Annotated in this window: 22 protein-coding genes; 5 read left to right on the forward strand and 17 right to left on the reverse strand. The window is 60.9% G+C overall.

The genetic code is table 11. The features are described 5' to 3' along the window. Positions 1-4 precede the first annotated feature (4 nt). Genes Q1A63_RS10225 through Q1A63_RS10240 form a run of 4 tightly spaced genes read right to left on the reverse strand, consistent with a single transcriptional unit; the run spans position 5 to position 1993 of the window. Positions 5-196: a twin-arginine translocation pathway signal protein gene (locus Q1A63_RS10225; RefSeq protein ID WP_298970722.1), complete on the reverse strand. Its 192-nt coding sequence runs from the start codon at positions 194-196 to the stop codon at positions 5-7. Positions 197-249: 53 nt separating this feature from the next. Continuing rightward, positions 250-858, reverse strand: coding sequence for a molecular chaperone TorD family protein (locus tag Q1A63_RS10230; protein WP_298970721.1), 609 nt, complete (start codon positions 856-858; stop codon positions 250-252). Further along, a complete protein-coding gene (locus tag Q1A63_RS10235) occupies positions 855-1457 on the reverse strand; it encodes a DUF3306 domain-containing protein (protein ID WP_298970720.1) in 603 nt (200 codons plus the stop codon). The genes Q1A63_RS10230 and Q1A63_RS10235 overlap by 4 nt, the downstream gene beginning before the upstream one ends. Continuing rightward, the gene (locus Q1A63_RS10240; RefSeq protein WP_299631429.1) at positions 1454-1993 is read right to left on the reverse strand and encodes a DUF3305 domain-containing protein; all 540 of its coding nucleotides are present in this window, start codon (positions 1991-1993) and stop codon (positions 1454-1456) included. The genes Q1A63_RS10235 and Q1A63_RS10240 overlap by 4 nt, the downstream gene beginning before the upstream one ends. Positions 1994-2348: 355 nt before the next feature. Between Q1A63_RS10240 and Q1A63_RS10245 the strand changes: the two genes are divergently transcribed. Further along, positions 2349-4304, forward strand: a complete 1956-nt coding sequence (locus Q1A63_RS10245) for a 4Fe-4S binding protein (protein WP_299631431.1) — start codon at positions 2349-2351, stop codon at positions 4302-4304. Here the strand turns inward: Q1A63_RS10245 and Q1A63_RS10250 are convergent. After that, complete coding sequence (locus Q1A63_RS10250; RefSeq protein WP_299631433.1) at positions 4298-5029, reverse strand: cytochrome c; 732 nt, start codon at positions 5027-5029, stop codon at positions 4298-4300. The genes Q1A63_RS10245 and Q1A63_RS10250 overlap by 7 nt on opposite strands. Before the next feature lie 107 nt (positions 5030-5136). Here Q1A63_RS10250 and Q1A63_RS10255 point away from each other — a divergent pair, with 107 nt between their 5' ends. Genes Q1A63_RS10255 through Q1A63_RS10270 form a run of 4 tightly spaced genes read left to right on the forward strand, consistent with a single transcriptional unit; the run spans position 5137 to position 7617 of the window. Next, the gene (locus Q1A63_RS10255; protein ID WP_299631435.1) at positions 5137-5337 is read left to right on the forward strand and encodes a DUF6494 family protein; all 201 of its coding nucleotides are present in this window, start codon (positions 5137-5139) and stop codon (positions 5335-5337) included. Positions 5338-5343: 6 nt separating this feature from the next. Then, the gene (locus Q1A63_RS10260) at positions 5344-6411 is read left to right on the forward strand and encodes an Mrp/NBP35 family ATP-binding protein (protein WP_299631437.1); all 1068 of its coding nucleotides are present in this window, start codon (positions 5344-5346) and stop codon (positions 6409-6411) included. Beyond that, positions 6408-7112: a biotin/lipoate--protein ligase family protein gene (locus Q1A63_RS10265; protein ID WP_299631439.1), complete on the forward strand. Its 705-nt coding sequence runs from the start codon at positions 6408-6410 to the stop codon at positions 7110-7112. The genes Q1A63_RS10260 and Q1A63_RS10265 overlap by 4 nt, the downstream gene beginning before the upstream one ends. A 10-nt stretch (positions 7113-7122) precedes the next feature. After that, positions 7123-7617 carry a DUF6505 family protein gene (locus tag Q1A63_RS10270; protein ID WP_299631441.1) on the forward strand — a complete coding sequence of 165 codons (495 nt, stop codon included), beginning with the start codon at positions 7123-7125 and terminating at the stop codon, positions 7615-7617. Between the two features lie 691 nt (positions 7618-8308). On the opposite strand, the gene Q1A63_RS10275 is transcribed toward Q1A63_RS10270, so the two are convergent. The 12 genes from Q1A63_RS10275 to Q1A63_RS10330 form a co-directional block, all read right to left on the reverse strand. Beyond that, complete coding sequence (locus Q1A63_RS10275; protein ID WP_298970709.1) at positions 8309-9115, reverse strand: substrate-binding domain-containing protein; 807 nt, start codon at positions 9113-9115, stop codon at positions 8309-8311. Next, complete coding sequence (locus Q1A63_RS10280; RefSeq protein WP_298971575.1) at positions 9112-9828, reverse strand: ATP-binding cassette domain-containing protein; 717 nt, start codon at positions 9826-9828, stop codon at positions 9112-9114. The genes Q1A63_RS10275 and Q1A63_RS10280 overlap by 4 nt, the downstream gene beginning before the upstream one ends. After that, positions 9822-10526 (reverse strand): ABC transporter permease, encoded by a 705-nt coding sequence (locus tag Q1A63_RS10285; RefSeq protein WP_298970708.1) that lies wholly within the window; start codon positions 10524-10526, stop codon positions 9822-9824. Before Q1A63_RS10285 ends, Q1A63_RS10280 begins: the two co-directional genes overlap by 7 nt. Positions 10527-10606: 80 nt before the next feature. Beyond that, a complete protein-coding gene (locus Q1A63_RS10290; RefSeq protein ID WP_299631444.1) occupies positions 10607-12586 on the reverse strand; it encodes a thiamine pyrophosphate-binding protein in 1980 nt (659 codons plus the stop codon). Continuing rightward, complete coding sequence (locus Q1A63_RS10295) at positions 12579-12860, reverse strand: hypothetical protein (RefSeq protein WP_298970706.1); 282 nt, start codon at positions 12858-12860, stop codon at positions 12579-12581. Before Q1A63_RS10295 ends, Q1A63_RS10290 begins: the two co-directional genes overlap by 8 nt. Further along, the gene (locus tag Q1A63_RS10300; protein ID WP_299631446.1) at positions 12860-13621 is read right to left on the reverse strand and encodes a hypothetical protein; all 762 of its coding nucleotides are present in this window, start codon (positions 13619-13621) and stop codon (positions 12860-12862) included. Before Q1A63_RS10300 ends, Q1A63_RS10295 begins: the two co-directional genes overlap by 1 nt. Then, on the reverse strand, positions 13618-14679 hold the full coding sequence (locus tag Q1A63_RS10305; RefSeq protein WP_298970704.1) for a Rieske 2Fe-2S domain-containing protein: 1062 nt from the start codon (positions 14677-14679) through the stop codon (positions 13618-13620). Before Q1A63_RS10305 ends, Q1A63_RS10300 begins: the two co-directional genes overlap by 4 nt. After that, positions 14676-15053 carry a hypothetical protein gene (locus Q1A63_RS10310; RefSeq protein ID WP_298970703.1) on the reverse strand — a complete coding sequence of 126 codons (378 nt, stop codon included), beginning with the start codon at positions 15051-15053 and terminating at the stop codon, positions 14676-14678. Before Q1A63_RS10310 ends, Q1A63_RS10305 begins: the two co-directional genes overlap by 4 nt. Continuing rightward, on the reverse strand, positions 15050-16660 hold the full coding sequence (locus tag Q1A63_RS10315; RefSeq protein WP_299631449.1) for a glutamate synthase-related protein: 1611 nt from the start codon (positions 16658-16660) through the stop codon (positions 15050-15052). Before Q1A63_RS10315 ends, Q1A63_RS10310 begins: the two co-directional genes overlap by 4 nt. Positions 16661-16887: 227 nt before the next feature. Next, positions 16888-18402 carry a tripartite tricarboxylate transporter permease gene (locus Q1A63_RS10320; protein WP_298970701.1) on the reverse strand — a complete coding sequence of 505 codons (1515 nt, stop codon included), beginning with the start codon at positions 18400-18402 and terminating at the stop codon, positions 16888-16890. Continuing rightward, on the reverse strand, positions 18399-18890 hold the full coding sequence (locus tag Q1A63_RS10325) for a tripartite tricarboxylate transporter TctB family protein (protein ID WP_298970700.1): 492 nt from the start codon (positions 18888-18890) through the stop codon (positions 18399-18401). Before Q1A63_RS10325 ends, Q1A63_RS10320 begins: the two co-directional genes overlap by 4 nt. Before the next feature lie 94 nt (positions 18891-18984). Then, positions 18985-19959: a tripartite tricarboxylate transporter substrate binding protein gene (locus Q1A63_RS10330; RefSeq protein WP_298970699.1), complete on the reverse strand. Its 975-nt coding sequence runs from the start codon at positions 19957-19959 to the stop codon at positions 18985-18987. Between the last annotated feature and the right edge of the window lie 14 nt (positions 19960-19973).

Raw genomic sequence — 19973 nt, forward strand, 5'->3', positions numbered from 1 at the left:
GGCTTCAGAAGCGCGTGCTGTCGAAATACGCTCGCGTATGTGCCGTGTCCTGCATGGTGTCGGCAGAGGGATCCACCTCGGATGCCGCAGCAGCGCTTGAGCCTGCGGCGACCGCCGCAATGGCGGCAGGGGCTGCCGTGCCCGCCAATTTCAGGAAATCCCGGCGGTTGGTATCGCCTTCAGATGTCTTTGCCATATCACTTCTCCCTTTCGTCTTGTCCTGAGCGGCGTCCCGCCCCTTGTGGCAGATCAATCTGCCGTCAGTCTGAATGCTTCTTTCTCGATGGCCATGAATTCGCGCCCGACCGCACCAACAGACGCATAGAGAACCGACGCCTTTGCCGCCTCCAGGTCCGTGTAGAAATGCGTGGCCCATGGGGCGATGTGGTTGTTAAAGAATGTCCGCTGCTGATCGAGTGCCGCGGGTTGGCCGAACCGGCCCACGATCATACCGCCCATCATCTCCATCAGCGCGGCCATGCTGTCTTCGGGCTCAAAGACGTTATCCGCCCGCGCCATCTGATGCGCCACCATGTCCTGGCGCAGTTTGGCCAGAGGCTTTTCGTTCAGGAAACCGGTCAGATAGTAGCTGGCATAGGGCAGCAATTCACCGCGCCCCAGGCCGATAAACAATGCGTTGAACTCACGTTCGGCTGACTTCGGTTTGGTGGCCTTGGCCACGCGCGCCAGACCGTTGATCGCCTGACCGATGGGGCTGTCGTCGCCCGCAAGCCCTGCTGTCTGGTCCAGCAACATCTGATCCGCAGGGCGCGCCAGCAGCAAGCCGAGATAATTGTAGAGATCAGCCCGCAGGCGATCTTCGGGCGCGATATCCAATGTCTCGGCGGTTGCGGTCATGTGGTCGCCTCCTCGAAGCGGAAACGCATCCGGCGCGGCGCGGGTGCCTCATCCATCGCTTCGTCCATCGCGGGTGTCGGTGCCTCTGCAATCGGCTCTGCCGTTGCCACATTTTCTTCGACCAAAGCTTGGGCGTCACTTTCCGGCGTTTCCTCCGCCAGATCAGGCGCTTCAGCCACCTGTTCCGCGGCCTCTTTCTGGCGCGCCATCTCTTCAAGATGCGCCATCATGCCCTTGCCAACCTGATAGGCGGTTTTGATCGGCTCAGCCGCCAGCATGGCCGCGCGGTAATCATCATCATATTCATTCAGACCATCGACACAGGCCAAAACCGGATTACTACGCCACAGCTTGCGCAGCGCCTTATTCTGCAAATGGCGGGGCACATCCCGCGCCATGAAGGCGGCAAAGTCATCGCCCGCCTCCAGACCATCCGGGTCCGGCAGCCCCATTTCCTGAAGCAATGTTTCGTCGTCTTTTTCCGCGTGATCCGCGGCGCGCTCAGCTTCCGCCGCCAGCTCTTGCGCACGCAGTTCAGCCTGCGCCTCAGCCTGCACCGCCGCGCGGCGACGCGCCCAGAATGACGGCTGCCCGCTCATTCTGCAGCCTCCCGTGGCCCGCTGGTTGGCGCGCGGTATACATCCGTGGCCTGTGCGATCCGGGCATCGCCGATGCCGTCATCCTTGCGGTCGACATGCAGCTTGTCACGGCGGCGCTTGATGAATTCTTCCTCGACATGGTGGTCGTCGACGAACGCCCCGACCCATGCATGAACAGCAGCGGGCATCGCCACGCGCTCCACGGTCTCTTCACCGCTGTCGCAATAATCCTGTGCTTCATAGGGCGACACGGTCACGTGCAGAATGCTCAGGGGCATTTCGGCGTTGTCGACCGTCCGCATCACCACGTAAACCGATGGCTGGTCCGCCTGAAGCTCATGCGCATAGGCTTCGGTATCGGAAACATAGAGTGTCAGCTCATGAGTGGAGGCATGGTACTCAGTGGTCTCGCCCTCTTCGCGCAAAAGTTTCCAAGAGGCCTGCGGCGCGCCCGGAATAACCGAGGTTGCGGTCCAAACCCACTTCGCCCAGGCGGTGACACCCGGCGACCGGCGCAACACAACACCAAGCTTCACAGATTGTGAATTTGGATAGACGACTCCCAAAACTTCTCCCCAAGCGCGCTGTACTTGTCCTTACCTTACCAAATCATCCCCGTTATCCTAGAAAAATATGCATGCACCTGTACACATTCCGTTGTTGCCAAGTCGTTGGTGTCTCTTGCATTTTGCCAAAGGCATGAAATCTCTGCCCTTTGTCGATCCTGCATTTGCAACGTCCTGGAATTAAATGGATAATAGCAGGCAGATAATTCATGGCTTGAAACACCTGCGGGGTCGAATCCAGTTTACGAGGCCCTAAATTCCTGAATAGCTATGCATCGGCGCAGCGCGGGACCCCGCAACAGCGCATCGCGTCATTGGGGGAGAGATGACCAAAACCATTATCCTGTGTGACTGCCTCGGCAGCCAGACCGTTGATGCGCAGAGCGTTGCGGAAGCAACCGGGCTGACCTGTTCCAAGATGTTCACCCATGCCTGCGGCGCGCAGATCGAAGAGACGGCAGCACTGATGGCCAAGGGCGAGACGATGGTTGCCTGCCAGCAAGAAGCACCGCTTTTCAGAGAGTTGGCCGAAGAGATTGAGGTCGCTGAGCCTGCGTTTGTCGATCTGCGCGACCGCGCGGGCTGGAGCGATGAGGGATCGCAGGCCGCCCCGAAAATGGCCGCGCTCGCCGCAGAGGCGTTACTGCCAACGCCGAATGAACGCACGGTGGATGTGGTTTCCAACGGGGCCTGCCTGATCATCGGGTCGGGTGACGTTGCACAGCAGGCCGCGCGGGATCTGTCCAAAACGCTGGCGGTGACCTTGCTGACCCCCACGCCGGTGGACACCAGCCCCGGCCTGCCCTTCGATAGTGTCAGCGGGACCCTCGCGCGCGCCACCGGCACGCTTGGGCGGTTCAGCCTGCGCATCGATAAGTTCCAGCAGATCATCGCCGGAGGGCGCGGGGCAGCGGCTTGGACCCCCGCCAGTGACGGTGCGCTCTCGGAATGCGATGTCATTCTGGACCTGAGCGGCGAGACGCCTCTGTTCCCGGCGCCCGAAAAACGTGACGGCTATCTGCGGGCCGATCCCGGCAGTCAGACCGCAGTGGCGCAGGCCGTACTCGACGCCTCGACCATGATCGGCACCTTTGAAAAACCGCTCTATGTCCGGTTGGAGGCATCGCTTTGCGCACATTCGCGGGCGGAACAGGCGGCCTGTTCAAAGTGCCTCAACATCTGTCCCACGGGTGCGATCACTTCCGCCGGGGAGCATGTGGCCATCGATCCGATGATTTGCGCAGGCTGCGGCGCCTGTGCCGCCCTGTGCCCATCGGAGGCCATCACCTATGACGCGCCGCCCGTCTCCAGTCTGTTTGCCCGTCTGAACACACTGGCCAGCACCTACCGCAAAGCGGGCGGAACGAACCCGCGCGTGCTGGTGCATGACGGGGAATTCGGATCGGAATTGATCTCTCTCGCGGCCCGGTATGGCCGGGGTTTGCCGGCGGATGTCATTCCTTTGTCGGTATCGGCGCTTTCCGGGTTTGGTCATGCCGAAATGCTGGCTGCCCAGGCCTGCGGTTTCTGCACTGTTTCGATTGTGCTCGGTCCCCGCAGCGAACGCCCCGTGCTTGAGGATGAAGCCACGCTGGCCCGCGCCATCGCTGGGCGGGATGCCATTGCGCTGATTGATGTCAACGACCCTGATGCGCTCAGCGACACCTTATACGCTGCAGAACCCGGAGCCGCCGTTGAAACGCCGATCCTGCCGCTCGGATCAAGGCGTCAGGTGACGCGCCTGGCCGCACAGGCGCTGCAACCGGAGGCCGAAACCATTCCCCTCCCAGCCGCAGCGCCTTATGGGGCCATTCTGGTGGATCAGGATGCCTGCACCCTGTGCCTGTCCTGCGTATCCCTTTGCCCGGCAGGCGCTTTGGGCGACAATCCGGACAAGCCGCAATTGCGCTTCCAGGAAAGCGCCTGCCTGCAATGCGGATTGTGCAGCAACATCTGTCCGGAAGACGCCATCACCCTGACCCCACAGTTGAACCTGACAGACGCGGCCTTTACCCAGGCGGTAGTGAATGAGGAGGAACCTTTTCCCTGCGTCGAGTGCGGCGCGCTCTTCGGGTCAAAGTCCACGGTCGAGCGGATCATGGAAAAGCTCGCCGGCAAGCATTCCATGTTTGCCAATCCGCAAACCGCGCGCATGATCCAGATGTGCGACAATTGCCGCATTCAGGCGCAATATCATTCGCAAAACAATCCCTTTGCCAGCAAAGAGCGCCCGCGTGTCCGCACCACGGATGACTACCTGAGCAAGCGCAAGGATCACTGAGTTTGCAAAGGCGCACCAAGATCCGCTGGGGTGATCCCGGAGACATAGGCAAGGATCGCCTCAAGATCCTTCTGCGTCATCTCCATTGGCACGATGGGGGGCGGCAGCGTGGGGTCAAAGGGGTCCGTAATGTCTTCGATCTGTGTGAAACTCGGGTGCGGATTGCGCAGATGAAACGTTGCAAACCGATCATCCCAGTCGCTCAGGCCTCGCAACACCGCAAAGGACGGGGTGGCGCCCATACCGTTCATCCGGTTCTTTTCGTTGATCACGTGGCACCGACCACACATGCTGAGCGAAAGGGTTTCACCTGCGATCGGGTCCCCGTCGTAGCGCAAGACCGGCGTGACCGCCACCGCCTTCACCTGCACGGAAAAACGGCTGCCGTCGGGCGCGACAAAGCTCTCAATTGTGCGCTTGCCAATGTCGGACCGCAGCCAGGTCGCAAAGCGTTCAGCCCCCTCCCCGCCATCATGCTCAAAGCCCCACCGCGCACCCAGCCCTTCAAAGAGCGCGCGCCCCTCGGTGGTAAACCGCATCCCCGCGGCCTCGCTCTCGCCCACGCGGGTGATGCGAACGCCGGTTTTCAACACAAACCGCGGCACCACAAATTGGGCGAAACCCGATTGCTCCAGCAGGGTCGGAACCGCGAGCCGCAACTCTTCTTGTGCAGCAACGGGCCGCATCGCACAAATCACCAGCAAAGCCGCCAAGATCCCCCGCACAAACCCTCCCAAATTCAGCTGGTAAGGGGTTCAACGTAGAACCAGCCTCGCCAAACCGTCAAGTTTTCCAAAGCATCCCCTCTCAAAACAGCCAAAAGGAGCCCAGAATGAGCGATGATTTCAACATGTCCATGCGCAAATTCCTCAAGCAGGTCGGTGTGACCTCCCAGCAAGCGATCGAAGAAGCCATGCGCACCGCCGGTGACACCAGCGGCAAGACGTTCAGCGCCAAAGTGGTGCTGACGGTTGAGGGTCTTGATCTCGAACACACAGTGACGGGCCAGATCACTGGCCAGGAAGACGGATAACCCCACATGAGCCTGACGCGCGACGACGTTTTGAACGTTCTGAAGACGGTAACCGATCCGGTGACCGAAACCGATGTCATGGCCGCAGGGCTGGTCAAGGCGCTGACGGTCAGCGACACCTCTGACGTGCGTTTCGTGCTTGAAGTGCCCCCCTCGCAGGCCACGCTTTACGCGGATGTTCAGGCCGCAGCGGAAACCGCTGTGAAGGCGATGCCCGGCGTCGGTACCGTCTCTGTCGTCATGACGGCGCATAGCACGCCCGCCGCCCCACCGGATTTGAAACCGCAAAAATCCACCCCCAGCGGCCCGCAGAAAATCCCCGGTATTGACCGGATCATCGCCATCGCCTCTGGCAAGGGGGGGGTTGGCAAATCCACCGTGGCATCGAACATCGCCTGCGCACTGGCCGCCGAAGGGCGGCGCGTCGGCCTACTGGACGCGGATGTCTACGGGCCCTCGCAACCGCGCATGTTGGGGGTCTCCGGGCGTCCCGCGTCCCCGGATGGCAAGACCATTCTGCCGATGCGCAATTTCGGCGTGACCATGATGTCCATCGGGCTGATGACAAACGATGACCAAGCGGTGGTCTGGCGCGGTCCGATGCTGATGGGCGCATTGCAACAGATGATGACCCAGGTGCAATGGGGCGCGCTGGATGTGCTGATCGTCGATCTGCCGCCCGGCACCGGTGATGTTCAGATGACGCTGACGCAGAAGTTCCAGGTCGATGGCGCGGTGGTCGTCTCAACACCGCAGGATGTGGCGCTGCTGGATGCACGCAAGGGTATCGATATGTTCAACCAGTTGGGCACACCCCTTCTGGGCATGATCGAAAACATGTCGACGCATATCTGTTCCAACTGCGGACACGAAGAGCATGTCTTTGGCCATGGCGGTGTGGCCAGCGAGGCGGCAAAACTCGGCGTGCCGCTGCTGGCGGAAATCCCGTTGCATCTTGATATCCGGATGGCCGCGGATGGCGGTGCCCCGATCGTGGTGTCCAAGCCGGACAGCGCTCAGGCGGATGCGTTTCGCGCGGTCGCCCGCACCCTGATCACCGATGGGACAGCATGAGCGGACCGCAATTCCCACCGCTTTTCCAGGCGCTTGCAACTGCGGGTGCGGATCCGATGGCCGTGGCCTGCGCGGAGGCACGCGCGGGCTGTGACGCGGGTCTCGTTGCCTATGACATCACACTGGACGCCTTGCGCGCGGCCATCGTCTTTGCCCCCGAGGTTCCGTTGCGCGAGGCGATGATCATGCTGCCCATTTGCGGGATCGGTTTTCAGAATGCGCTAGGCGCATTGGCCCCGCCCGAGGTTTCCGTACATCTGGAATGGGGCGGCGGCATCCGGGTGAATGGCGCCAGGTGCGGTGCCCTGCAGGTAATGGCCGCCCCGGAGAACCCGGACATCGAACCCGATTGGCTGGTCGTTGGCCTGACGCTCACCCTCTGGTCGGAGGGGTCAGAAAAGGGCACCAGGCCAGATGAAACCACGCTCTTTGACGAAGGCTGCAGCGAGGTGGATGCCACTGGTTTGCTTGAAGCCTGGGCGCGCCACACGCTGGTCTGGATCAACCGATGGGGTGACGAAGGTGTCAAACCGGTGCATGACGAATGGACTGGCCTGGCCCATGGCATCGGCGAAAGCGCAACGATTAGCACGCAGTCGGGCAGGTTTTTGGGCGTCGATGAAAGCTTCGGAATGCTGTTGCAGGGCGCGGATGAGACAGCGATGATACCGATCACCCAAACCCTGACGCCCGCGACCTGATGGAGGTTTCATGAAACTGGCCCGTGCCATTCACTTCGACGACAGCGACACCCGCGTCTTTCACAGCCCCGCGCGCACCGGCGAGTGGTGCATTTCGGGCGGGTTCGAGTTTTCCAACTGGTCGGACGGCGATCTGACCGGCAAGGCAAAACAGGCCTTCACCAATGGCTGGATGGGGGTCGAAACCTTTGGCCGCGCCAGTTTTGTCGCCGTCACCCAGATCGAGGAAAGCGAGCGCGACGCGATTGCGGCCGCCCTCGCGCAGCATTTCGTCGACATCTATGGCGCGCCTTCTGTCGAGGCCGCAATGGGGGTGGCGATGGAAGAAATCAGCCAGATGGTCGCGCTCTGTGAAAATCAGGAATTCAACACGCTGCTCACCGTCACGCGCGAATTGACCGACGCCGGTGTGAAAGAGAGCTACCGCGTGATCGAACCGCAGGAAGCTGGCATCGAACAATTCGCGATCCATGGGTCGCTGGACGGCGAACCTCATCAGCATTAGAGGCAGCTGAGCCAAAACCCGTTGATGCTGACAAACAACCGAACATCAACAAGCGTCGCGAAGTAGGGGACGGCAAGCGGGACAAAACCGCCGTTTAGCGGCTCATGGTGTTATGGTCTTGGGACTCCAATGCGGAAATACCTGCCTCGCCCGTCTGGCGACGCATCGGAGGTAACATCAATGTTCGGTGGTATGTCCACACCCCAATTCGCTGCATTCTTCGTAACACCTGTTGCGAGTTCGGAAACTGTTTCATCGATGCTTAATTCAGACTTAAAGACCAGAGAACATCCATAGTCGCTGACCTTTATTGATAGATCCGCGAATTTGTGGAAGTAGGTTCCGGTTTTTTGGTCTTGGACAAACGGCTCACCTGCAATTGCTTGCGGGACCTTCTCGAAGTTTGGTGCTGTGGTCAGACAAATCTCTGTGAAGAAGTTACCTGCAAAACTTGGTGGCAGTAGGTCTGAGCCTGGGCGGGCATTTGGGCTTTGTGGAATCCATTGACCCTCCGCACAGCCAGCTAGTACGAGGGAAAACAAAATGACAGTGCATCTTGGGTTGAGCATTCCTTAAGTCCAATAACTTGCAGGCACAGGCTCTCCGGCTACCACGTTCCAACGGGCGCTGATAGATGTCACTTTGGGCTCAAAGCAGTCATTGCGTCTCAGCCACCCTCACCGCGCTGGGATTACTCAGGCGCTGCGTTGAAGGTAAAGAGCGTCTCGCCGTTGATCGTGTAGCTGTTGATCAGCTCTGCGGCGCGCGGGCTGACCAGCCAGTCTTCCAGTTGCACCGCCAGATCATTGCGCACATGTGCGTGCTTTTCGGGGTTCACGGCCAGAAAGGCGTATTGATTGAACAGCGCGGCATCCCCCGCATAAAGCAGATCGAGGTTGGCCTTGTTACCAAAGTTCAGCCAGCTCGCCCGATCGGCCAGAATATAGGCGTCCAGACCCGCCGCCGTGTTCAGGCTTGCGCCCATGCCAGCGCCCACCGCACGATACCAGGCGCCGAAGGTCTCAGGCGCAAGATCGGCAGCCCGCCACAACGCGATTTCCTTTTTGTGGGTGCCGCTGTCATCGCCGCGGCTGACAAAGGCGGGTTTGGTCACACCGATGCGTTTCAGGGCCTCGGCTGCGGATGTCGCCTGGCCAACGCCCGCGGGATCATCTTTGGGGCCGATGAAAACAAAATCGTTGTACATGATCTCGCGGCGGTAGGTGCCATAGCCTTCGGCCACGAATTTTTCCTCCGCCGCACGGGAGTGCACAAGGATCGCGTCCACGTCCCCCGCCTGCCCCAGACGCAGCGCCTGCCCGGTGCCGACGACCAGTAACTGCACATCCAGATCAAGGTCTTCCTTGATGGCTGGCAATAGGACGTCGGCCAGACCTGAGTTCTCAAACGACGTCGTCACCGCCAGTTTGATATCCTCTGCCAGAACGGTGGTGCTCAATGAAAGCGCGGTGAACAATGCAGCGATGCGCGTGATCATGCGATGATGTCTCCTCTGAAAAACGCCTGCAATTCGGCGGTCTGCGGCGCGCTGAAAAAACCCGTTGCGAGACCGGTTTCATGTACGACGCCATGCAACATGAAGATTGCATCACGCGCCAACCGTTTGGCTTGACCTAGATCATGTGTGGTCATGATAATGCGGGTTTTTTCGGAAAGAGCCGTTTGCAGGATGCTTTCAATGTCACGCGTCGAGGCGCCGTCCAGATTGGCGCAGGGTTCATCCAGAAACAGCACATCCGGCTTGCGGATGAGCGCCCGCGCCAGCGCCAGTTTCTGCTTTTCTCCGCCGGAAAGCCGTGTGGCCTGCAGACCCATGCGCTCCTCCAACCCGATGCGCTTGGCCCAACGGGCGATGCGCGTCTCGACTTCCGCGCGTGGCGTAGCGATCAGTTGCAGCGGATATCGCAGGTTATCAGCAACGGTCCGGCGCAGCATGATCGGCGTCTGAAAGACGTAGGATTGGCGGTGGCGTGCTTCCTCCTCGGCGACCGCCCATGTCGCCGAGCCGCTGCTGAGCCGTTCGACACCGTGCATCACCCGCAGCAGCGTGGTTTTGCCGCTGCCATTTGGGCCGACAATCATGGTCAGGCCCTCGGATTTCAGCGTCAGATCAACCGGCCCCAGCAGGCGTTTGCCGCGCCGTCGCACGGCCACATCCTTGAGGATTAGGGGAAGGATCGTGCTCACCAGCGCCCCTCCCGTTCCGTGCGGGACAGCCAGTGGATGCAGATGTTGATGCCAATGGCCAAGGCAATCAGCACAAAGCCCAGAGCCAGCGCCAGGGCAAAATCGCCCTTGCCCGTCTCCAGCGCGATGGCCGTGGTCAGCACGCGGGTGGCATTATCGATATTGCCGCCGACGATCATGATCGCCCCCACCTCACCAATCGCCCGCCCGAAACCCGCCAGTGAGGCGGTCAGCAGGTTGCGCCGCCCGTCCCAGATCAGCGTCTTGATCCGCTGCCAGGGGCTGGTGTTGAGCGAGATCAGCAGATCGTGGTATTCCGCCCAAAGCTCGCGCATCGCCTGATGGGTGATGGAGGCAATGAGCGGCGTGATGATGATCACCTGCGCGATGATCATCGCCGTGGGCGTGAAGAGCAGGCCGAGCACACCAAAGGGCCCGGAGCGCGACAGCAGGATATAGACAATCAGCCCGACAACGACCGGCGGCAGCCCCATCAAGGCGTTCAGCAATGAAATGACCAGCCGCCGGAACCGGAACCGCCGGATCGCCAGAAATGTGCCAAGCGGCAGAGCAATGGCCGATGCGATGAGCAGTGCCGAGAGGCTCACCTGCAGCGAGCGCAGGCTGATCTGCATCAGGTCGGAATCGAGGGTCACAACCAGCCAGAACGCGGCGACCAGCCCTTCATAGATATCGTTCATGTCTCAGGCCGGGTCATCTGCAACGCGTTCAAAAATCAGTTGCACAGTCCTATGACATGCCCGCCTGCTGCGCAATCGGATCAGACCAAATCCGCGTCTGTCATGATCTCCACCAACGCCGGGCCGACATGCTCCAGCGCTTCCTTGATCGCGCTTTCGATGTCCGCCGCATCCGTGACTTTCACCCCGTAGCCACCACAGAGGCGGGCAAAGGCGGCAAAGCCGGGGTTCTGCAGGTCGGTTTCCCAGACCGGCCATTCACCGGAGCGCTGTTCCTTGGAGATCTTGCCCAATTCGCCGTTGTGCAGCAGGATATGGGTGATATCCATGCCGTATTTGACGGCGGTGGTGAACTCCATCGGGTACTGGCCAAAGCCGCCATCGCCCGAGATGGACACGACCTTGCATCCCTTCAGATCATCCTTGTCCTGCGTTGCCGCCCAGGCCCCCATGGCGGCGGGCAAACCGAAGCCGATGGAGCCCAGATAGCCGGACATCAGCACCCTTTGTGTGCCCTTTGTCTCCAGATAGCGGCCAAAGGAATAGGTGTTGTTGCCCACATCCACCGCAAAGATCGTGTTATCGGGCACCAGCCGGCCCAGAGCCTCGAAGATGGCGAAGGAATGGATACCTTTGCCCAGATCTTCAGCCAACCGCTGCTGTTTCTCGCGCCGCCAGATGTCCCAACGGTCGGCCAGTTCGGCGATCTGGTCCGTCGCCCCTGGATTTTTGCAATCGGCGCGGGTGATCGCATCACAAAAGGCGCCGACATCGCCCCAGATGGGCAGCGCCACGGGATGGAATTTACCCAGTTGCATGCGCTCATGGTCAACCTGAATGATCTCCTTGCTGCGCTCAATCCCGGTGTGATTGGAGAAGCTGGTGCCAAGCGCGATGATCAGATCGGCCTCATTCATGAACCAGCTGGCAATCGGCGTGCCGGAGCGCCCCAACACACCGCCCGCACAGGCGTGGCTGTCGGGCAAGAGCCCCTTGGCCTTGAAAGTGGTCAGCACCGGCGCGCCCAGTGTTTCGGCCAGACCGGCGATATCGTCGCGCACCGGATATGCGCCATGACCCACGATGATGATCGGCCGTTTGGCGGCCTTGATCATCGCGGCGGCCTTGTCGATCTCGCTTTGCGCAGGCGTCACCGGGGCGGCGGTCACACGGCCTTGCGGCGCACTTGCAGCCTGATCGGAAGGGTTGGTCTGCACGTCATCGGGAAAGATCAGATGCGCGACATTCTGCTCCACAATTGCCGTCTTGCAGGCCAGTGATGCCAGCTCCGCATGGTTGGAGCTGCCCAAAACCGGTTGCGAAAAGCTGGTGACCGCCTGGAACGCCGACAAGAGGTCGATGTCCTGAAACGCCCCCGGCCCCATCACCTGCGTCTGTACCTGCCCGGTCAACGCCAGCACCGGCGCGCGGTCCACCTTGGCATCCCAGAGGCCGGTCAACAGGTTTGTGGCCCCCGGACCCGCGATGGTCAGACAGGCCGCAGGCGTGCCCGTGAGCTTACCATAGGCCGAAGCCGCAAAGGCTGCTGCCCCCTCATGACGGATCCCGAAGTAGCGCAGTTTGCCATCACCCACCGCCAGACGGATCGCATCCGACAGACCAAGATTGGAATGCCCCACCATGCCAAAGACCGATTGCACACCCCAGTTGGTCAGCGTCTCCACCATGACATCGGTGACCGTGCGCTCATGCGGTGGTTCGGGTGCGATACCAACGAAAATCTCACCGTCACGGATATCGACGGGGTACATCTGTTGGCCGGTGTCCTCGTGCCCACCGGGTGGCTTGCCGGTCAGCGGGTCGAAATCCCAGCCATGCCAGGGGCAGCGGATCCAACATTTGTCGTCGATACCCTTCTCGATGGAGCCTTCGCCCAACGGACCGCGCTGGTGCGGGCAATGGTTGTTCATCGCCGCCCATCGCCCGTCGAAATGCACAAGGCAGATGGACGTGGTGCGCGCCGTGACGGTTTTCACCCGGCCCTCCGGCAGATCATCAATCTGGCCCACACTGATCCAGTCGAGGGTTTCATCACTCATGGGGCTCTCCTGCATCGGTTGGCGTGGTGAAAAAGTCATAGATTTTTTGGACAATGCTCAGCACCGCAAAGCAACCCAGCGCCCAGATCAGTAGCTCGAACGGGGCGGCATTGGTGCCGCGCACCCATTGCGCGACCAGACCGCCCTGTGGGCGCAACTCTTCCAACCCGAAGAGGCCCGGACGGTCCCAAAGCGACAGATACCAGAAGCGCGAAAGGTAGAAGAAAATCGCGGCCAGAACGGCGGCAATGAGCAGCATAACAACGCGGCGCATCAGTCCAGCACCTCCAGCGTATCGGGATCCATCCGCAAGACAAGGAGATCTCCGCGCCGCTCGACATCCCCCTCCAGAGAGATGAATTGCGCCACGTAATGGTATGCTTTTTCGGGTAAATGCTCTCCGTTCGGGCCCGTCACCAGCAGGAATTCGGAGCCGTCCACGGGTTGGGTCGAGACAAAGACGGGTGGTACCTTGCCCAACAAGCACAGGTTCGCGCAGGCCTTATGCGCCAACCCGCGCCCCGGGCGCATGGCCCCGGCAAGACATTTGCCGTCACAAATCTCGCCCGCGAGCTTCCAGCGGCCCAACGGAACGGTCTCAATCTGCGGCACCTCACCCTCTGCCGCACTGATCCCATTGGCACCGCCGCGCAGTTGCAGCATATCGAGCGCACCCCGCTGCAGCATGGTGCCCGAAACCTGTGCGAGCTGCCCTTCCAGCGGGATCGCCCGGCTCTCGACGTTGGTCTTGCCACCGCCCGCAAGCATCAACGTGTGGCCCGCCGGGATACGCTCATTGCCTTCGGTCACGCGCAGCAGCGGATAAGGCGTGAGCTCCACCACACCGGTCACCGTTTGACGGCCGTAATCGAACCGAAATGCGCCATCGCCGGGATCATCCTGCGCCACCCCGAGCGCCAGGCCAAACCCGGAGAGCCCGCTGATGAAGAGCACACAGACCGCCAGCAACAGACCGCGCAGGGCCTTGGGTGTCGGCAGGTATCCGACGAAGAAAGGCTTGTCGTTATCGCTCATGATATCCCCTCCTGGCCCGGCGCGGGCACGGGTTCGACATAGGTGCCCGGCGGGTTTGCCTTGACGTCCACCAGGACGGCGGTGCCCTCGGTCTTCAGATTATAGGTCGGTACCTTCTCGGTGAAGGGAGCGGGCGACCGGCCGGAAGCCACGTCATATTGGAAACCGTGCCAGGGACAGGTCACCAGACAATCGATGATCTTCCCCTCACCCAAAGGCCCGTTCTGATGCGCACAGGCGTTGGAAATGGCGCTGAGCTTGCCAGCGTTGAGATACACGGCGACACGGTCGCCGCCCGCCAGCAACTTGATCTTGGCAAACCCGTCTTTCATCTCCGAAACATCACAGACATGCACCCATTCGGTTGTCGGCGCCAGGAGCGCCTGATCCGCGCGCCGCTCCTGCAGCGCCGCCATCAGATGCAGCCCGCCGACCAAGACCGCGCCACCCATGAAAATCCCCGTGAAAACATGGTTCTGCTGGTCTTGCAGGATGCCGAAAGACACATGCGCGACAACCGACAGATAGGCGGGGTAGATCAGGTAATGGATGCGTTTCCACAGCGGCGGGCTGAGGAATTTCATCCAGAAATCATGACTCGTGGCCGCCAGCACGATCAGAATGAAGAGCGCAAAGATCCCGAAGGCCTCAAACGGAAACCCGGCGAGTTGGCTGTAGCTGGTATTGGCAAAGAGCAGCGCCTCGTATTTGTTCGACGACGAAAAGGCAAAATACCAATCCACGATATAGCCCGCGTGGGTGATCGCCACGAAGGTGGTCATCACACCGAAATGCCGCCGGTTGTAGAGCAGCGGCAGGAACCGCGGATCGAGCCGCGCCAGAGGTCCGATGCACAAGATCACCGTCAGCATGACAAAGGCGCAGGCCCCGAAGGCGCGGGCATTGTGCACCTGGCTGTTGATCGGGCGCTCATGGCTCAGAATGTCCGGCGCGGCGTAGAGGAAGACATAAAGAAAGAGCGCGACCCCCAGCAGCATCACCGCGTCATAGATATACTTGTTCGTGTTCCACTGAACGGGAATGTACTTGACGCTCATTGGCTGACCTCCGCTGGCGCGGACAGGCGCACCGGGGCAATCTCCACCGGCCAGGTCTGGCGCAGGGTGAGCCCGGTCACAATGATCACGCAGATGCCAATGGGCAGGATCCATCCAACGGCATAATGCGATTTGCGCGGCGGATCATAGCGCCGGGTCCAGAGCTCCCGGCCCGTCTCGTAGAGATACCACCGCCACAAAACCAGCGGCCAGATGACCAGAATGCCAGGAATGAGCAGCGGCCTGAAAATATAGGCCTCGCGTGCATCCTCATCGATCCGGTCCATGCCGATGGTCAGAAAAATCGCGGCCACCACCGCCCCGATGCTGCCCCAGATCCGCAGCCCCATCAGGATCGCCTCTGCCTGGTTCATGCAACGCCTCCGAAAGTCACGCCTGAGATCTCCGACATCTCCTTTTTCCACGTGGTCAGGTCATCATGATTGAACTGCGACAGGTGACTGTGACCACAGGCCCGGGCCATCACCTGCATCAATTCGACCGATGCCTCAAAGAAGTTTGCCAACTGGCGCGCGGATTTCTCGACAACGATACGGTTGACCAGATGCGGCTTTTGCGTGGCAATGCCCACGGGGCAATTGTTGGTATGACAAGCGCGCATGGCCAGACAGCCGATGGCCTGCATCGCCGAATTCGAAATGGCAATCGCATCCGCGCCAAGCGCCATGGCCTTGATGAAATCCGCGGGTTTGCGCAGGCCGCCGGTGATGACCAGCGTCACGTCGCCCCGCTCCAACCGGTCCAGATGCGCCCGCGCACGGGCCAGCGCGGGGATGGTCGGCACCGAGATATTGTCGCGGAAAATCACCGGGGCGGCCCCTGTGCCGCCGCCGCGCCCGTCCAGAATGATATAATCCACCCCGACAGCGAGGGCCGCGTCGATGTCTTTCTCGATATGCTGGGCGCTGAGCTTGTAGCCGACGGGAATGCCGCCCGTGCGGTCGCGCACCTCATCGGCGAAATCCTTGATCTGCGCGGGATCGGTCCAATCGGGAAACCGCGGCGGCGAGATCGCGTCCTGCCCTTCATCCAGGCTGCGGACTTCGGCGATCTTGCCCTGGACCTTGGCACCCGGCAGATGCCCGCCGGTGCCCGTCTTGGCGCCCTGCCCGCCCTTGAAGTGAAAGGCCTGCACCTTGTCGAGCTTGTCCCAGCTGAAACCAAAACGCGCGGACGCGAGTTCGTAGAAATACCGCGCATTGGCCTCCTGCTCTTCGGGCAGCATGCCGCCTTCGCCGGAACAGATGCCCGTGCCCGCAATCTCAGCGCCGCGCGCCAGGGCAATCTTGGCAGGCTCAGAGAGCGCGCCAAACGACATGTCAGACACGAACAGCGGAATATCCAGCCGCAGCGGTTTTTGCGCATTCGGGCCGATCACCACCTCGGTGCCCACCGGCGTGTCCTCCAACAGCGGCGGTTTCGCCAGTTGCGCGGTCAGCAGCTGGATGTCATCCCAATCCGGCAATTCCGCGCGCAGCACCCCCATGGCATCGACAACGCCGTGATGCCCGGTCTTGCTGAGCCCGTCGCGAGCATATTGCTGGATCAAACCGGTGTAGGGCTCGCCTGTGTCGCCATGGCTCGGGTCTGCATATAGGCCCAGATAAGCATCGCGGTTGTAGGGCTGCGGATTGTCAAAACCCCATTGGTTGATCTCATCGGCATCAACCATGATCCGGTCGTCTTCGATCCAGGATTTGAACTTCGGCAGCGCTTCGTCATTGGCATAGGACGACACACCGCTGTCCAGCCGGTAATCCCAATCGTGCACGCCACAGATCAGATCCTTGCCACGCACATGGCCATCCGCCATCAGCGCACCCCGGTGCAGACAGCGCCCGTAGAACACCGAAACCTCATCGTCGAACCGCACCACCACCAGATCAACCTCGCCCACCAACGCATATTGAGGATCACGGTCCGGCAAGGTGGAAAGGGTTGCAACGAGCGTCGGTATCATAGTCAAAATCCTTGTCATACCTGGGGTCTTGGCCGCACCGCTGCGGGCACATATGCCTGAGTTTTCCCAAGATGCTATGCAATCTGTCGCCATGCCAAATCACAATTTCTGCCTGCAGGGTATTTTTGGCGCTATTGCGCCTGTTGTTGTTTTTCCGCGTCAGTGCGGTGGTGCTGGAGGGTAAGGTGCTCGCGTGGCAACCAGACGCCGATTGACTACCCCCCGCGTTACGGACCTGATCGGCCAGACAACAGCGGATTGTTTTTGACCGCCCGCACCCCTGCGCGCGCAATCGCGACGATTGTCAAAAGGGTCAGTGTCCAGAAAAACCAGGTGATCGGACCGCGCACCAGGATCGTCGGATCGCTCCCCGACATCAGCATGGATTGGCGGAAGTTATCCTCCAGCAAGGGCCCCAGAATGAAAGCAATCAGAAAGGGCGCCGCCGGGATGTGATAACGCACCATCAGATATCCGACCCAGCCCATCGCGAACATCACGCCCACGTCGAAGATGTTGTTGTTCACCGCAAAGACGCCGTAGATGCACAGCACCAGCACCGCCGGGATCAGGATGCGTTTGGGGATGTCGGCCACATATTTGAACCCGCGAATGGCCACGGAGCCGATCATGAAGAGGAAGACGGAACTGACGATCAACCCGATAAAGAGGCCATAGATGATGTCCACATTCAGGATGAACATCATCGGGCCGGGCTGCAGACCGTGGATCATGAAAGCCCCGATGATGATTGCGGTGATGACGTCGCCCGGCACCCCAAGGGCCAGCAGCGGGATCAGGGTGGCACCCGCGACACCGTTGTTGCCCGCCTCGGAAGCCGCGACGCCTTCGATTTCGCCCTTGCCGAAGTTTTCCTTGTTTTTCGAGGTGCGGCGCGCCTCCGAATAGCTGAGGAAAGCCGATGGGGCGGCACCGATGCCCGGGATGGACCCCAGAAAGACGCCGATGAAACTACCGCGCACGATGGATTTGAAGCTGCGTCGGTAGTCGGCGAAAGAAACCCAGTTCTTGCCCAGCGAACGGGTCTTGCCGACATGCGCCGTGGGATGCCAGACCATCGCCAGAATTTCGGGGATCGCGAAAAGCCCGATCAGGACAGCGATGAAATTGAGGCCCCCCATCATGTTCGGATCACCGAAGGTGAAGCGGTTGGTGCCATAGACCAGATCAAGCCCGATGGTGGCCAGCAAGAGCCCCAGGAGCGCCGATAGCGCGCCACGCAACAGGCTTTCCCCCGACACGCCCGCGATGATGGTCAGGGAAAACAGGATCAGCGTGAAAAATTCCGGCGGCCCAAAGCTGAGCGCGAAAGACGCCAGCCAGCCCGCAAAGAGAATGAGCGCGAGGTTGGAGATCACATCTGCCGTGCAGGACGCCCAGAGCGCCATGCCCAGCGCCCGGCCCGCCTCGCCCTTTTCCGCCATGGGGTAGCCGTCGAGGATCGTGGCCGAAGAGGCCGGTGTGCCCGGTGTCTTGATCAGGATTGCCGGGATCGACCCGCCAAAAATGCCGCCCTTGTAGACGCCGAGCAGCAGCAGAATGCCGGTGATCGGCTGCATGGCAAAGGTGAAGGGCAGCGTTAGCGCCACGGCCATGGTGGCAGACATGCCGGGGATCGCCCCGCCGACCACGCCGATGGCGACACCGACAAAAAGCGCAAGGAACGCTTCGATGTTGCCGACAAGGCTCAGACCCGCCGCGATGCTGTCGAGAAAACTCATGGCAGCCTCAGAAACTCACCCTGCGGGATGGCGACCCCCGCCACATGGGCAAAAAATGCATAAAGCACCAGCGGCACAATTACCGCGCAGACAATGGCGGTGATCGGGTGGCGCGTGCGGACCAGAAACGCAGAGGCGACAAACACCAGCATGGAGGTCAGTACCATACCGAGCCTGGGCAGCAGGAACATCGTCAGCCCCATGAGCACGGCCATGGCCGCAAGTCTGAGCCAGGCCGCGCCGGTATCCTCGATCGGGTCATTGACCGGTTCATCCGTACCTTGCATCTGCAAACCGGAAAAGATCAGACCAAGCCCCGTCAAGCCGGTGAACCCCGCGAGCGCGTAGGGCCAAAAGAGCGGCGACAGGACGATATTGCCCACATTGCTGGGCGAGGAAACCCATTGCGGAATGGCGAAAAGGGCAAGGAACGCAGCCACGATCAGGGCACCGCCCCCCAGACGCAACTGCACCTGTCGTTGTGTCATCTACACCCCTCCCATCCGGAGTCCGCACCATAAAAAACGCCGGACCATCGCGCGGTCCGGCGTTTCAGCGTCGTGGATCGGCAAGGCCGCCCGCCTAGCCTTCAATCCTCATGCCCAAATCGTCAACAAGTTTCCGGAAGGTGTCGTATTGCGCCCGGATGAATTCGTTTGCCTCCTCGGGCGACATGACCCGAATGATCGACCCGCGCGCCTCCATGGAGCTGACGAACTCCTCATCCGCAGCGGCGGCTGTCATCCACTCGCCCCATTTGTCGGCAACCTCATCCGGCAACCCTGCAGGCCCGGCGATGCCCGTCCAGCCGACCATCTGCTCCAGCTCCGGATGCCCCAGCGATGTCGCCGTCGGCGCATCAAAACCCTCGACGGGCTCGGCGGTGGTGACCATCAGCGCCCGCATCTGGCCATTGGCCACAAAGCTCGCCAGCGCCGAGCTGTTGGTGCAGAGGAAATCCGCCGTCCCATTCAGAACAGCTGTGGCCGCAGCCCCGCCGCCCTGCTGCGGAATATGCGTCGCAGCATTGGCCGCATCTTCCAGCCCGAAGGCATTTAGGACCATCGCCGCCGCCAGATGCGGCCCCGAGCCGACACCGGAAGACGAAAAGCTCAGACCATCGCCCTTGGCCGCCGCCAGCACGTCCTCCATCGACATCAGGTCGGAGGTCGCAGAGACCACGCAGGCAAAGGGGTTGATCTCGTAAACGGTGACAAAGCGGAAATCGTCGAGCGTATAGGGCAGCGTCGCTTTCATCGCCGGGTTCACCGAATGCGATCCCACGCGCGCAAAGAGCATCGTGTAGCCATCCTCCTTGGCGTTTTGCACGGCAACCGATCCTGTCGCCCCCCCCGCGCCCGTCACATTCGCCATGACCAGAGGCTTGCCCACCGCCGCCCCCAGCGGCTCTGCAATTGTCCGCGCGGAGATATCGGTGGCACCGCCCGCACCGTAGGGAATAACCATATTAATGGGCCGTTCAGGATACTCCGCAAGCGCCGCGCCAGCGATCCCAAGGCTCAAAGCGCAGACCGCGCCGAGTGTTCTAAAAGACATCGTATTCCTCCCAG

This window comes from uncultured Roseobacter sp., from assembly GCF_947499265.1.
Taxonomy (GTDB): Bacteria; Pseudomonadota; Alphaproteobacteria; order Rhodobacterales; family Rhodobacteraceae; genus Roseobacter.